We start from the raw sequence: 13,589 nt of genomic DNA, 5'->3' as shown, positions 1-13,589 counted from the left end.
GGCGGAATGATGAAGAATCTGGCGCTAGGCTTTACTGCTTGCACAATTTTCCTGATTTCTAACGAGGGGTATGCTCAGCCAACCTCTAGCGGGGTGATCCACTTCGAGGGCTCTATCGTGGAGTCGACCTACGAGCTCTCCATGGCCAGCGCGGCTAGCGTGAGTAAATCCATAAAGTTGATTGAGGTCGAGCCCGGTGTTGTCATCGCCGTTAACATGGCTGCCCGTAGCGCCGATGGCACTGAGCCGCTCTTTTCCACGGCCTTTGAAGCGCTTAAAAACGAGCCACTAGCCAGTGATAACGTCTCGGCCAGCAAGCGCGGCGTGCTGACTATTTCCTACCGGTGACTGCTCGGCGGGTTGATCGGGCAGGTATACTGCGCGTCTTGCGCCAACTGGCCGATCACTCCCCCGTAATCCGGAGCTTTCATGACAACTCCTGCACAACCGGCTGCTCCTGATGCCGTGAGCGCCGAACCCACTGAAAACGAAGCAACTGTGGATACCGCGCAAAAGCCGGTGATCCCTGCGTTCACGTTTCCGTTCAAGCCTGCTGAATTTGCCAAGAACAAAGCCAATTCCAAAGGCCAGAGCCATTACAAAAAAGGTGAAGGCCACGGCCACACCAAAACCCCTGGCGCAGCCCCTCCCGGCACCCGTCGCTCCATGGGCAAACGCTGATTGATGATACAAAATGTGGCTTTGTGCCACTATTGGTCGGATAGGCCGTATTAATGCCTTTTGATATGCGCTAGATCAGTATTTGGTTAATTGGGGAGCATAAAGTCGACGCCCCGCCGACTCTTACTCCCTAATAACTGAGCGTGCTGTCATGAAAATCAATCTACCGATTACCGGCCGAGCTGTTGATTTCGCACCCGACGCCAACATCCTTTCTACCACTGACCTGAACAGTGCCATCACCTACGCCAACGATGACTTCATCAAGGTCAGCGGTTATTCGCTGAGCGAGTTGCTCGGCAACCCGCATAGCCTGCTGCGCCACCCCGATATGCCGTCTGCAGCCTTCAGTCACATGTGGCAGACCCTCAAGGCCGGGCGTTCGTGGATGGGCATGGTGAAAAACCGCTGCAAAAATGGTGACCATTATTGGGTCAGCGCTTACGTCACGCCGGTGATGAAAAACGGCGAAATCGTTGAGTATCAATCGGTGCGTACCTGTCCTAGCCCTGAGTGTGTGCAACTGGCCGAGGCTGATTACGCCGAGTTGCGCTCGGGGCGCACGCCGCTATGGCAGCGTCTGCCGCGGGTCAGGCTGGCGGGCAAGCTGGCGCTGTTTGTCAGCGCCGTGTTTGCCGGGGCGACGACGTTGGTCACTGTTTTGCTGCCGTCTATCGACTGGCAGGCCGGCGTGGTCATTTGGTTGACCGGCAGCCTGTTGAGCTCGGTGGCGATTGCCTGGCTGCTGCGCCCACTTAATGCCTTGACCCGCCGCGCTCAAGACGTCGGCCATAACCCGCTAAGCCAGCACATCTATACCGGGCGGCGAGATGAGATGGGGCAGATCGCATTTGCCCTGCAGATGCTCGAAGCCCAGACCGGTGCAATGGTGGGGCGTATCGGTGATGCGTCGCAACGCTTGGCCGGGCATGCCAGTGAGCTGGTGCAGCACCTCGAAAGCAGCCACTCCAGCACCCTTAGTCAGCAACATGAAACTGATCAGGTGGCCACGGCGATTCATGAAATGAGCGCCAGCGTGGCGCAAGTCGCGAACAATGCCCAGCAAGCCTCGCAAGCGGCTGACCGGGTCGAAAACGAAACCCGTGAAGGGCATGAGTTGGTGATGCAGAGCCGCAGTTCGGTGCAGCACCTGGCAGGCGAGCTGGTTCGGGCAACCGAGGTCATCCACCACCTGGAAGGCCACAGCAGCGACATCTCATCGGTGCTTGAGGTCATTCGCAGCATCGCTGAGCAAACCAATCTGCTGGCGCTGAATGCGGCGATTGAAGCCGCCCGGGCGGGCGATCAGGGGCGTGGTTTTGCCGTGGTGGCCGACGAAGTGCGCAGCCTGGCGCAGCGCACGCAGCACTCAACCAACGAAATCCAGCAGATGATCCTCACCTTGCAAGACGGCGCCCGGGCCGCCGTGCAGGTGATGCAGCAAAGCAGCCAGCATGCTGAAAACAGTGTCAGCCAGGCGCAGTTGGCCAGCAGTGCACTGGACGAGATCACTCAACAGGTGAAAAAAATCACCCAGATGAGCGTACAAATCGCCTTGGCGGTGGAAGAGCAAAGCGTGGTCAGCGAAGACATCAATCGCAACATCGCGGGTATTCGCAGTGCCGGGGATGTCACTGTGCTTGCCGGGCAGCACAGCCATCGCAGTTCCGGTGATGTGGCGGAGCTGGCTGTCAGCCTGCGTTCATTGGCGCAAGAATTCTGGCAGACCCGGCGTTAGCGCTTACAGCGCTTCGCGCCGGATGAGTTGCATGCCGAATTTGGCGTAAAGCTGGCGGGCGGGGTGATTGTGTTCCATCACCTTGAGGTCGACACAGGCTTCACCGCGCTGCTGGAACGCACTGAATACCTGATTGAGCAGGGCGCCGCCCAAGCCCCGCCCTTGCAGGCGCGGGTGTACCACCAGGTCCTTGAGGTAAGCGCTGGTCCAGGCCAGGGCCACGCCGACCACCTGGCCGTCGAGCAGGCTGACAAAACACAGCTGCGGGTCGTATTCAGCGTCATGCAGCAGGTCGTGCTGCCAGCGCTCCAGCGGTTGCAGATCACCCTGACCTGCGCTGTAGCCTTGTTCCAGCAGGGCGTGCACGCGGGGCAGCAGCGCCGGGGTGAGGGCGCTCAGCAGCATGCCCTGCGGGCACGGCACGGGTGTCAGAGGCTGGCGCAGGTCTTTGCGCAGCAGCAAACAGTGGTCACTCATTGAACTCAGACGCCTTGCTCGGCCACGGTACGGGCGGCAAGGATCAGACATTGCGTGAGTTCCGGCGAGGAGAATTTGGTCAGCACCGCATTGGCCCCGGCCAGACGGGCTTTTTCGCTGTTCATCGCACTGTCGAGCGAGGTGTGCAGCAGCACGTACAAATGCGCAAAATCTGGCGTCTCGCGCACGGTGCGGGTGAAGGCGTAGCCGTCCATCTCGGACATTTCGATGTCAGACACCAGCACATTGATTTGCTCTGGCGTGCCGTGCAGTTCCAGCAAGCGCTCAATGGCTTCTTTCGCGCTGCGGGCCGTGTGGCAATGCAGACCGAGGTTGCGCAGGGTGATCACCGACTGTTGCAGCGCCACCTGGCTGTCATCAACCACCAGAATTCGCGCCTTGCCCAGCAATTGCGCATCTTCACGGCTGAGGGCTTCAGCGTTCGGCTCAATCCGGGCGGGCGTGATGCCATGAATGACTTTCTCAATGTCCAGCACCTGCACCAGCGCGCCGTCCACTTGTGTGACGCCGGTGATGTACGAGCGTTTGCCTGAACCGTAGGGCGGCGGGCGGATATCGGTGCTCAGGCAATGCACGATTTTGCTCACCGCTTGCACGTGCAAGCCCTGCTTGGAGCGACTGACATCGGTCACGATCAGGCAGCCGCCGTCGGGATCGAGCAACGGTTGCTCGCCAATGGCGCGGCTCAGGTCGATGACCGACAGCGAGGCACCGCGTAGCACCGCAATGCCTTTCACATGGGGATGCGACTCGGGCATTTTGGTCAGCGGCGGGCACGGAATGATTTCGCTGACCTTCAACAGATTAATCGCCATCAGCTTGCCGCTGCGCAACGTGAACAGCAGCAAGGACATCGAGTCGGCGCGGGCGTGGGTGGATGACATAAATACCTTCTGAGATAAGGGCAGCAATACCGGGTTATCGACCCGAGCTGCGAATCCTGTAGGCGATCGCGACCTGTAGTCGCTGCCCAGGTACGAGGCTGCGATGGGTTGCGCAGCGACCCCAGGCGGCGGTCCTGCGGCCCGCATCGCAGCCTTCGTTCCTCGTCAGCGACTACAAGAGCCGGTGAACCTGTAGTCGCTGTCGAAGCATGAGGCTGCGATGGGTTGCGTAGCGACCCCAGGCGGAGGTCCTGCGACCAGCATCGCAGCCTCGTGCCTCGGTAGCGGCTACAGGGGGTTTATTTCAACCCCAAACGCTTGGCCATTCGGCCCAGGTTCGCCCGGTCCAGGCCCAGTTCGCGGGCGGCGCTGGCCCAGTTGTGTTGATGACGCTCAAGGCAAGCGCTGATCAACTGACGCTGGTAGTTCTCCGTGGCCTGGCGCAAGTCACCAATGACCGGCGGTAGCGGCTCTTGCTCTGCCACTGCAGGGCCGTCCTGCGGCGTCGGCAAGTCCAGGTCTGCGGCGGTCAGGGTCAAGATGCGCGGCCGGGTTTTGCAGTTGCCCAATGCCTTGAGGGTGCTGCGGCCGATCAAGTGTTCGAGTTCGCGCACATTGCCCGGCCATGAGTAATGCAGCAGCGCGGCCTGGGCATCCGGGCTCAGGCGCAAGCTGCCCAGGCCCATGCGCGAGCGGTTTTGCTCGAGAAAGAAGCCGCTCAGTAGCAACACATCGCGCCCGCGCTCGCGCAGGGCGGGCACGTTGAGCGGGTAGACGCTCAAACGGTGATAGAAGTCGGCGCGGTAGCGACCGCTGCGCACTTCTTCTGCCAGGTCGCGATTGGTCGCGGCAATCAGGCGCACATCGACGCGGTGTTCCTGATCTGAGCCCAAGCGCTGCAATTGCCCGCTTTGCAGCACGCGCAGCAGCTTTGCTTGCACCGTCAGTGACAGCTCGCCCACTTCGTCCAGAAACAACGTGCCGCCATTGGCCAGTTCAAACTTGCCACGGCGATCGCTGGTGGCGCCGGTAAAGGCGCCGCGTACATGGCCGAATAGCTCGCTTTCGACCAGGGTGTCGGGCAGGGCGGCGCAGTTCAGGCTGATCATTGGCTTGTCAGCGCGCGGCGAGGCGGCATGTATGGCTTGGGCTACCAGCTCTTTGCCGACCCCGGTTTCGCCGGTGATCAACACCGTCAGGTCGCTGTTGCCGACCAAGGCAATTTCTTCGAGCAGGTGTTTATGGGCGGCGCTCTGGCCAATCAGCTCTTTATTGGGCAAAGGATGAGCTTGACGATACAGCTCGGCTTTTTGCTGCTCATCGGCCACCCGCAGGGCCAGGCGCTCGATACGCTGGGCCACATTGACCGTGGCGGCAGCCAGGCTGGCAAAGGCTTGCAGGGCATCCAGCTCAATGGGTTCGAAGCGTTTTGGGTCCAGCGCATCGAGGGTCAGCAGGCCCCAGGGGCGCTCGTCGACGAACAGCGGGCAGCCCATGCAGTCGTGAATTTCCAGGTGCTCGGCCAGCCCGTCGACCAGTCCGTCATACGGATCGGGCAATTCACAGTTGTTGGGAAAGCGCGTGGGGCCGGGGCTGCTGAGCAGGATTTCAAAGCGCGGGTGCTCGCTGATTTTAAAGCGCCGCCCCAGCGTATCCAGGCTCAGGCCGTCTACCGCCAGTGGCACCAGCCATTCGCCGTCAAGGCGCAGCAGGGCAGCGGCGTCGCACGGCAGTACGGCGCGCATGGCTTGCAGCAAGCGCCGGTAACGTTCGCTTTCAGGCAGGTCGCGGGACAGGTCCGCCACCAGCGGGAGCAGGGCAGTGAGAAGCAATTTTGCAGTCATTTTGACCTCGTGTAGTCGAAGTGACTATAGATCAAGGCGTGTCATAGTGACTACTTTGTTTTTAACCTATTGATTTTAAAGGGTTTAAAGGTTGGCACGAAAACTGATGGTTAAACGGTAATCCATTTTTCCCTACGTGTTCAGGAGTCAACTTTATGCTTACTGCTCAAGACCGTGCCATCGTTAAGTCCACTGTGCCGCTGCTCGAAAGTGGTGGCGAGGCGTTGATGACACACTTCTATAACATGATGCTCACCGAATACCCGCAAGTGCGTCCGCTGTTCAATCAGGCTAATCAGGCCAGCGGCGACCAGCCACGTGCTTTGGCCAATGGCGTCTTGATGTACGCCCGGCACATTGACCAACTGGATCAGTTGGGCGACTTGGTGGCGCGAATCATCAACAAACACGTTGCGCTGCAAATCCTCCCGGAGCACTACCCGATTGTCGGCAGTTGCCTGCTGCGGGCCATTGAAGAAGTGCTGGGCAGCGACATTGCGACCCCGCAGGTGCTGGCCGCCTGGGGCGCAGCTTACAACCAGTTGGCAGATATTTTGATTGGCGCAGAAGCGGCCATTTACGACGAAAAAGCCGCTGCACCGGGTGGCTGGCGCGGTGGCCGGGCATTCAAGCTGGCCGCCAAGCTTGAAGAAAGCGCAGAAATCACCTCGTTTTACTTCCGCCCGGTGGATGAGCAGCCGATCCTTGAGTTTGAGCCCGGCCAGTACATCGGCATCAAGCTCAACATCGACGGCCAGGAAGTGCGTCGCAACTATTCGCTGTCGGCGCTAGCCAAAGTGGGCCGCTACCGGATCAGCGTCAAGCGCGAGCCGGGCGGTGTGGTGTCGAACTACCTGCATGACCGTCTGCAAGTGGGTGATATCGTTGAGCTGTTCCCGCCTGCGGGTGAGTTCACCTTGGCTGCCAGCGAAAAACCACTGGTGTTGATCAGTGGTGGGGTGGGTATCACGCCTACGTTGTCGATGCTGGAGGCGGCGCTGGCCACTAAACGGCCGATCCGTTTTATTCACTGTGCGCGAAATGCACAGGTGCATGCCTTCCGCGGCTGGATCGAAGAACTGGCTGAGCAACATCCGCAATTGCAGCGCTTCTATTGCTATGAACAGGCAGACTCCTTGGCTGACCATGTGGGGCTGCTGACAGAAGAGGTGCTGGGCAAATGGCTGGGCGAGGAGCGCGATGTCGATGCGTACTTCTTGGGCCCTAAAGGCTTTATGAGCGCCGTTAAGCGGCATTTGAAGGCGCTGGGCGTGCCTGAGCAGCAAAGTCGCTATGAGTTTTTTGGCCCGGCTGCGGCGCTGGAGTAAGCGACGGGGTTGAATGCGTCGCTGCCGACGATAAAGAGGGTTGCGGGGGCTTTGAGATAACGGCTTGCTCCGCAACCCTTCGCAGCCTTCGGCAGCGACTACGGGTTTGTGTACGACGACTTAATCATCTATTAATCCTTCTGCGACACCTTGCCTACACAGTTCTCCTACATTCAGGTCGATGTTCTGGGTGTAAACTGCGCGCCTTAGTGGCTGCGGCTTAACTCCAAAATAACCTGGCAAAGGGAAGCAGGATGACGGATGAAATGATACGACTGAGCCGCGAGAAGCGCTTTTTGGTCTTGCTCGGGGTTATCTGTCTGGCGCTGATTGGTGGCGCGTTATACATGCAAATCGTGCTCGGTGAGGCGCCTTGCCCTCTGTGCATCCTGCAACGCTACGCTTTGCTGTTGATCGCGATCTTTGCCTTTATCGGCGCGGCGATGCCGACACGGCGCAGCCTGACCATTTTTGAAGTGCTGGTGGTGCTCAGCGCCATAGGCGGGGTGATTGCGGCCGGGCGGCACGTGTTTATCCTGGCCAACCCTGCGGTGAGCTGCGGCATTGACGTGCTGCAACCGATCGTTGACGGCCTGCCGCTGGCGACGGTGTTCCCGCTGGGCTTTCAGGTTGAGGGCTTCTGCTCTACGCCGTACCCGCCGGTGTTCGGCCTGTCGCTGGCGCAATGGGCGCTGGTGGCCTTTGTGCTGACCAGCGTGCTGGTGCCGTTGGGAATCTACCGGAACCGCAAAAAACACGGCTAAAACGCCACGTTTGGATTGATCCGCCCCGCACTTTTCCTGAGAATGCGGGGCGTTTTTTTGTCCGCGCAAAAATGTCAACAGGATGTGAATCGGCACACTAAAGTGATAGCTGACTTGTGCGACATATTGTCACGCTAAAAGTGTCGCAGAGAGCGATTCCTGTAGGACAGGTGAGCACGAATTACGTTCGGAGCGATTTATCCCCTGATCGTTTTTTTTGCGGATCAGATGATTGAAATTGCCCTTGGGCGTCTCCATGGGAATCGGCTGTAAGCCTCTTCACTTGGGCGTTTGGGGGGATTCACCAGCCCTGTGCGTGCGCCAAAAAGGGGCATATCAGCTGCGGGCTTTTGACGTGCTACATGCATTTTAAGGAGGCATATGCCGGTGTAATGGGCAACAATAGTGAGGGATTGTTACCGGAGTCGTGAAGAATTATTTCTGGATGAGACATGGTTTGTAGAGAGCTTCCTAACTACAATCGCCTCCACTGAACGTCCAGCCTGCTCACCTCCGAGCCCAAGCGGGTAGTCGGCGGTCGTCTGGGCAGTTCACAACAGGCGTCACATGCGACTCCCAGGTACTGGCAACCCTTCTAAGTTCCGCCACAAATGGAATTGTCTGTAGTAAGGCGATTGACCACGTATCGAATAAGAAATCACTGCTAACCCGGGATTGCGTATTCACCTGAAGGTGATGAGCAGGCATTTATTCAAGCCCGGAAAAGAGCCAACCCTTGGTAGGGTGAAGTGTTGGCGAAAAAAACCAACTGCATTGTGCAAGCTGTTTTAGAGGTCGTGAGATGACTAAAAAAAGGTACCCCAGACTCCTTGGCTTATTGCCACTTTTCGGCACGTTGCTGCTGGGAGGCTGCAATTGGACATTGCTCGATCCGGTGGGGCAGGTAGGGATCGAAGAGCGGAATCTGATCATCACTGCAACATTGCTGATGCTTCTGGTCGTGGTCCCGGTCATCTTGATGACCCTGATCTTCGCGTGGAAGTATCGCGCGTCGAACAAAAACGCCACATACGCTCCAAAATGGTCGCACTCCACCAAGATCGAAGTCGTGATCTGGACTGTGCCAATTCTCATCATCATCGCCCTGGGCGTGATTACGTATAAGTCGACCCACGCGCTGGACCCTTACCGTCCGCTTGAGTCCGACGTCAAGCCGGTCACCATTGAAGTGGTAGCACTGGACTGGAAATGGGTATTCATCTACCCGGAGCAAGGTATCGCTACCGTTAACAAGATCGTGTTCCCAGCCAACACGCCTGTTAACTTCCGCATTACCTCTGACTCTGTGATGAACTCGTTCTTCATTCCAGGTCTGGGTGGTCAGATCTACGCCATGGCGGGTATGACGACTAAGCTGCACTTGATTGCCAACAAAAACGCAGAGATGGATGGCATTTCGGCCAACTACAGCGGCGCTGGCTTCACTGGCATGAAATTCAAGGCGATCGCGACTTCCGAGGAAGATTTCAACGCCTGGGTAGCTGAAGTCAAAGCATCACCTAAACAGCTTGATAACGCTGAGTACGCGGCGTTGGAAAAACCAAGCGAGAACAACCCTGTAGAGCTCTACTCCACCGTTACTCCGAACCTGTTCCAGCTCATCATCGACAAGTATGAAGGGATGAACCCGGGCAAGTTCGTGAAGCACGAGAAGAAAGAAGAGTCCGGGACCCAAGGTTTGGACAACACCTCGAATTCAGCTGCCGGGGCAGAGGAGTAAACGATGTTTGGTAAATTAAGTCTGGACGCCATACCGTTCCACGAGCCGATAGTGATGGTTACCGTCGCTATGATTCTGCTCGGCGGATTGGCGCTCGTCGCTGCAATCACGTATTTCAAAAAGTGGAACTACCTGTGGTCTGAATGGCTAACGTCAGTCGACCACAAGAAAATTGGCGTGATGTACATCATCGTTGCCATGATCATGCTTCTGCGCGGCTTTGCCGACGCCGTCATGATGCGTACCCAGTTGGCCATGGCCACCGAGGGTTCACCTGGCTACTTGCCGCCTGAACACTATGACCAGATCTTCACCGCTCACGGTGTGATCATGATCATCTTCATGGCGATGCCATTCTTCACCGGCCTGATGAACCTTGCAGTGCCGCTGCAGATCGGCGCGCGTGACGTTGCCTACCCATTCCTGAACTCCCTGAGCTTCTGGCTGCTGGTATCCGGTGTGGTACTGGTCAACCTGTCGCTGGGCGTCGGCGAATTCGCCAAAACCGGTTGGGTTGCTTACCCGCCTCTGTCGGGCCTGCAGTACAGCCCTGGCGTGGGTGTGGACTACTACATCTGGGCGCTACAGTTATCAGGGCTAGGTACGACGTTAACCGGGGTGAACTTCCTGGCGACCGTGCTGAAAATGCGCGCTCCAGGCATGAAACTGATGGACATGCCGATCTTCACCTGGACCTGCACCTGGGCAAACGTTCTGATCGTGGCGTCGTTCCCGATCTTGACCGCTACCCTGGCACTGCTGACGCTTGACCGTTACCTGGATTTCCACATTTTCACCAACGAACTTGGTGGCAATCCAATGATGTACGTGAACCTGTTCTGGGCGTGGGGTCACCCTGAGGTATACATCCTCATTCTGCCGGCGTTCGGGATCTTCTCTGAAGTCATCTCGACCTTCACTGGCAAGCGTCTGTTCGGTCACCACTCGATGGTTTACGCCTCCGGTGCGATCTCGGTACTGGGCTTCATGGTTTGGCTGCACCACTTCTTCACCATGGGTTCGGGTGCCAGCGTCAACGCCTTCTTCGGTCTGGCGACGATGCTGATTTCCATCCCGACGGGTGTGAAGCTATTTAACTGGCTATTCACCATTTACCGCGGCCGTCTGCAGTTCACCAGCCAGGTCATGTGGACCTTGGGCTTCATGGTGACCTTCGCAATCGGTGGTATGACCGGCGTACTGCTGGCCATCCCGGGTGCTGACTTCGTTCTGCACAACAGCCTGTTTGTAATTGCTCACTTCCACAACGTAATCATCGGTGGTGCTGTATTCGGCTACATCGCTGGTTTCAGCTTCTACTTCCCTAAAGCGTTCGGCTTCAAACTGAACGAGAAGTGGGGCAAGGCTGCATTCTGGTTCTGGATCATCGGCTTCTTCATCGCCTTCATGCCGCTCTATGCACTGGGCTTCATGGGCATGACCCGTCGTCTGAACGCCACGACCAACCCTGAGTGGGTGCCTTACCTGTACGTTGCTGCGGTTGGTGCTGCCCTGATTGCTGTGGGTATCGCTTGCCAGTTGATCCAGCTGTACGTCTCGGTTCGTGACCGTAACAAACCAGAGAACGCCTGCGAATTCGGCGATCCATGGAATGGCCACACCCTGGAATGGTCGACTTCGTCGCCACCTCCGTTCTACAACTTCGCTGTTGTGCCAACCGTTCACGGTATTGACGCATTCACCGAAGCCAAAGAAGACGGTACTGCTTACAAGGCTCCGGCCAAGTACTCGCCGATCCACATGCCTAACAACACCGCTACCGGTGTGGTAATGGGCGCACTGCTGACCGTGTTCGGTTTCGCAATGATCTGGCACATCTGGTGGCTGGCTATCGCGAGCCTCGCTGGCACCGTTGTGTACTTCGTGATACACGCTGCCCGTGATGACCAAGGCTACATGGTGCCGGTGGAAACCATCGAGCGCATCGAAGCCGAGCAGCACAAGCGTCTGTTGGCCGCCAAAGTAATTCCGGCCGACCGTGTTGAAACCAAGTTGGGGCAGGCATAAACCATGTCGAACATAGCGACCAATGCTGGACACGCCCATGACCATGGGCACGATGACCACCATCACGACGCGGGCGAGACTACCGTATTCGGTTTCTGGCTCTACCTGATGACCGACTGCATCATCTTTGCATCGCTCTTCGCGGTATACGCAGTACTGGTAGGTAACGTAGCGGGTGGCCCGTCGGGCCACGACATCTTTGAACTGCCGTACGTGCTGGGTGAAACCGCACTGCTGTTGTTCAGTTCGATCACGTATGGCTTTGCCATGCTCGCGTTCTACAAAGGCAACAAAGGCGGCGTTCTGGGCTGGTTGGCCATTACCTTCCTGCTGGGTGCCGGCTTCATCGGCATGGAAATCAACGAATTCCACCTGTTGATCTCCGAAGGTTACGGTCCGCACCGTAGCGGCTTCTTGTCGGCGTTCTTCACCCTGGTCGGTACGCACGGTCTGCACGTGACCTGCGGTCTGATCTGGATGGCGATCATGATGTATCAGGTCAACCAACACGGCCTGACTTCCACCAACAAAACGCGTCTGAGCTGCCTGAGCTTGTTCTGGCACTTCCTGGACGTGGTGTGGATCTGCGTATTCACCGTTGTTTACCTGATGGGGACTCTGTAAATGGCTAACGCACATTCTGACGGCGCGAACCACGGCAGCGTGAAGTCCTACGCAACTGGCTTCATCTTGTCGGTGATCCTGACCGCAATTCCGTTTTGGCTGGTGATGAACCCGATCCTCGCCAAATCGACCACTCTGGCGATCGTTCTGTTGACCGCAGTGATCCAGGTTGTTGTTCACCTGGTGTACTTCCTGCACATGGACCGTTCCCCGGAGCAACGCAACAGCGTTGCAGCGCTGGTCTTCTCGGCGCTGGTTATTGTTCTGCTGGTGGGCTTGTCCCTGTGGATTATGTTCAGCATCCACGCTGAAATGATGGCGAAGTGAGGTAAACCCGATGTCCTTTAAGCACTTTATCCAAATCACCAAACCGGGGATCATTTTCGGTAACGTGCTTTCTGTGGCAGGTGGGTTCTTCCTGGCCTCGAAGGGGCATTTTGATCTTGCCCTGTTCCTGGCTGCGGTGATTGGCACCTCCTTGGTGGTGGCGTCCGGTTGCGTGTTTAACAACTGCATCGACCGTGACATCGACATCAAGATGGACCGCACCAAAAACCGCGTACTGGTGCAAGGCCTGATCTCGGCCAAGGTGGCGTTGCTTTACGCCACCTTGCTGGGGGTTGCAGGGCTTGTGCTGCTGTATCGCGTGGCCAACCCGCTGGCGGCCCTGTTCGCCGCGATTGGCTTCGTGATCTACGTCGGTTTGTACAGCCTGTACTTTAAGCGCAAGTCGGTACACGGCACGCTTATCGGCAGCCTGTCGGGTGCAATGCCGCCGGTCATTGGTTATGTCGCCGTGAGCAATCACTTCGACATGGCCGCACTGACTTTGCTGGTGATGTTCAGCCTGTGGCAGATGCCGCATTCGTACGCTATCGCGATCTTCCGCTTCAATGATTACCTGGCCGCATCGATTCCGGTGTTGCCAGTGAAGCGCGGGATCAAAGTGGCCAAGAAGCACATCCTGCTTTATATCCTCGCGTTCCTGATCGCGACCCTGATGCTCACCCTCGGCGGTTACGCCGGCATGAGCTACATGGCCGTGGCAGCCGCGATGGGCATGTACTGGCTATACATGGCGTGGACCGGCTACAAAGCCGTCGACGACAAGGTCTGGGCACGCAAGCTGTTCGTGTTCTCGATCTTCACCATCACCGCCCTGAGCGTCATGATGTCCCTGGACTTCAAAGTGCCGACCGAGTTGCTACTGACTTACGCGCACTAAGCCACCAGGCTTAAAAAACCCCGCCTTCGAAAGAAGCGCGGGGTTTTTTATGGCGGTTGAAAACCCATCAGTCATGGATGCAGGCATATGGCTGGGGGGGAATCTTCGGAAAGCTACGCGTACTACAAACCAAACGGATCCTTCTGACAGGGTGGTTCCGCACCCCCTCGGCATACTGGCTGAGCGCCGCCAACTGGCAATTTGACAGTTAGCAGGCACTCAACCTTCCTCCAC

At 57.6% G+C, this 13,589-nt stretch carries 12 protein-coding genes and 2 pseudogenes; 11 read left to right on the top strand and 3 right to left on the bottom strand.

The window, feature by feature from the left end; translation table 11 throughout:
* Nucleotides 1-6: 6 nt before the first annotated feature.
* The 4 genes and pseudogenes from GHO25_RS00435 to GHO25_RS26785 all read left to right on the top strand — a co-directional run.
* Nucleotides 7-348, top strand: a complete 342-nt coding sequence (locus tag GHO25_RS00435; RefSeq protein WP_174479312.1) for a hypothetical protein — start codon at nt 7-9, stop codon at nt 346-348.
* An 81-nt stretch (nt 349-429) separates the two neighbouring features.
* Nucleotides 430-681 (top strand): hypothetical protein, encoded by a 252-nt coding sequence (locus GHO25_RS00430; protein WP_153389568.1) that lies wholly within the window; start codon nt 430-432, stop codon nt 679-681.
* 151 nt (nt 682-832) lie between these two features.
* Nucleotides 833-1,114: pseudogene (locus GHO25_RS26790) on the top strand (PAS domain-containing protein); the annotation flags it as partial.
* A gap of 309 nt (nt 1,115-1,423) precedes the next feature.
* A pseudogene (locus GHO25_RS26785) lies at nt 1,424-2,419 on the top strand (methyl-accepting chemotaxis protein); the annotation flags it as partial.
* Between the two features lie 3 nt (nt 2,420-2,422).
* Here GHO25_RS26785 and GHO25_RS00420 read toward each other — a convergent pair.
* From GHO25_RS00420 to norR, 3 genes are all read right to left on the bottom strand, one after another.
* A complete protein-coding gene (locus tag GHO25_RS00420; RefSeq protein WP_153330376.1) occupies nt 2,423-2,896 on the bottom strand; it encodes a GNAT family N-acetyltransferase in 474 nt (157 codons plus the stop codon).
* Nucleotides 2,897-2,901: 5 nt separating this feature from the next.
* Nucleotides 2,902-3,801: a chemotaxis protein gene (locus GHO25_RS00415; protein ID WP_123751368.1), complete on the bottom strand. Its 900-nt coding sequence runs from the start codon at nt 3,799-3,801 to the stop codon at nt 2,902-2,904.
* A 299-nt stretch (nt 3,802-4,100) separates the two neighbouring features.
* On the bottom strand, nt 4,101-5,645 hold the full coding sequence (gene norR, locus GHO25_RS00410; protein WP_048390206.1) for a nitric oxide reductase transcriptional regulator NorR: 1,545 nt from the start codon (nt 5,643-5,645) through the stop codon (nt 4,101-4,103).
* Nucleotides 5,646-5,800: 155 nt separating this feature from the next.
* On the opposite strand from norR, the gene hmpA reads away from it, so the two are divergent.
* From hmpA to cyoE, 7 genes are all read left to right on the top strand, one after another.
* Complete coding sequence (hmpA, locus tag GHO25_RS00405) at nt 5,801-6,973, top strand: NO-inducible flavohemoprotein (protein ID WP_153330374.1); 1,173 nt, start codon at nt 5,801-5,803, stop codon at nt 6,971-6,973.
* A gap of 254 nt (nt 6,974-7,227) precedes the next feature.
* Entirely contained in the window at nt 7,228-7,737 is a 510-nt protein-coding gene (locus GHO25_RS00400; protein ID WP_048367150.1) for a disulfide bond formation protein B, read from the top strand.
* Nucleotides 7,738-8,539: 802 nt separating this feature from the next.
* Nucleotides 8,540-9,478, top strand: a complete 939-nt coding sequence (gene cyoA / locus GHO25_RS00390; protein ID WP_048367149.1) for a ubiquinol oxidase subunit II — start codon at nt 8,540-8,542, stop codon at nt 9,476-9,478.
* A gap of 3 nt (nt 9,479-9,481) precedes the next feature.
* Nucleotides 9,482-11,506 (top strand): cytochrome o ubiquinol oxidase subunit I, encoded by a 2,025-nt coding sequence (gene cyoB, locus GHO25_RS00385; protein ID WP_048367148.1) that lies wholly within the window; start codon nt 9,482-9,484, stop codon nt 11,504-11,506.
* Between the two features lie 3 nt (nt 11,507-11,509).
* Nucleotides 11,510-12,130: a cytochrome o ubiquinol oxidase subunit III gene (locus GHO25_RS00380; RefSeq protein ID WP_048367147.1), complete on the top strand. Its 621-nt coding sequence runs from the start codon at nt 11,510-11,512 to the stop codon at nt 12,128-12,130.
* Complete coding sequence (cyoD, locus tag GHO25_RS00375; protein WP_019408632.1) at nt 12,131-12,457, top strand: cytochrome o ubiquinol oxidase subunit IV; 327 nt, start codon at nt 12,131-12,133, stop codon at nt 12,455-12,457.
* A 10-nt stretch (nt 12,458-12,467) separates the two neighbouring features.
* Nucleotides 12,468-13,355, top strand: coding sequence for a heme o synthase (gene cyoE / locus GHO25_RS00370; RefSeq protein ID WP_048367145.1), 888 nt, complete (start codon nt 12,468-12,470; stop codon nt 13,353-13,355).
* Nucleotides 13,356-13,589 lie beyond the last annotated feature (234 nt).

Source organism: Pseudomonas sp. FSL R10-1350 (genome assembly GCF_009600525.1).
GTDB classification, from domain to species: Bacteria; Pseudomonadota; Gammaproteobacteria; order Pseudomonadales; family Pseudomonadaceae; genus Aquipseudomonas; species Aquipseudomonas helleri.
This window is presented reverse-complemented; position numbering and strand designations above follow the sequence as displayed.

Coding starts and splice junctions, on each gene's coding strand:
- norR (WP_048390206.1), bottom strand. CDS start 5,645: ATGACTGCAAAATTGCTTCTCACTGCCCTGCTCCCGCTGGTGGCGGAC.
- GHO25_RS00420 (WP_153330376.1), bottom strand. CDS start 2,896: ATGAGTGACCACTGTTTGCTGCTGCGCAAAGACCTGCGCCAGCCTCTG.
- cyoA (WP_048367149.1), top strand. CDS start 8,540: ATGACTAAAAAAAGGTACCCCAGACTCCTTGGCTTATTGCCACTTTTC.
- cyoE (WP_048367145.1), top strand. CDS start 12,468: ATGTCCTTTAAGCACTTTATCCAAATCACCAAACCGGGGATCATTTTC.
- GHO25_RS00380 (WP_048367147.1), top strand. CDS start 11,510: ATGTCGAACATAGCGACCAATGCTGGACACGCCCATGACCATGGGCAC.
- cyoD (WP_019408632.1), top strand. CDS start 12,131: ATGGCTAACGCACATTCTGACGGCGCGAACCACGGCAGCGTGAAGTCC.
- GHO25_RS00430 (WP_153389568.1), top strand. CDS start 430: ATGACAACTCCTGCACAACCGGCTGCTCCTGATGCCGTGAGCGCCGAA.
- hmpA (WP_153330374.1), top strand. CDS start 5,801: ATGCTTACTGCTCAAGACCGTGCCATCGTTAAGTCCACTGTGCCGCTG.
- GHO25_RS00415 (WP_123751368.1), bottom strand. CDS start 3,801: ATGTCATCCACCCACGCCCGCGCCGACTCGATGTCCTTGCTGCTGTTC.
- GHO25_RS00400 (WP_048367150.1), top strand. CDS start 7,228: ATGACGGATGAAATGATACGACTGAGCCGCGAGAAGCGCTTTTTGGTC.
- GHO25_RS00435 (WP_174479312.1), top strand. CDS start 7: ATGATGAAGAATCTGGCGCTAGGCTTTACTGCTTGCACAATTTTCCTG.
- cyoB (WP_048367148.1), top strand. CDS start 9,482: ATGTTTGGTAAATTAAGTCTGGACGCCATACCGTTCCACGAGCCGATA.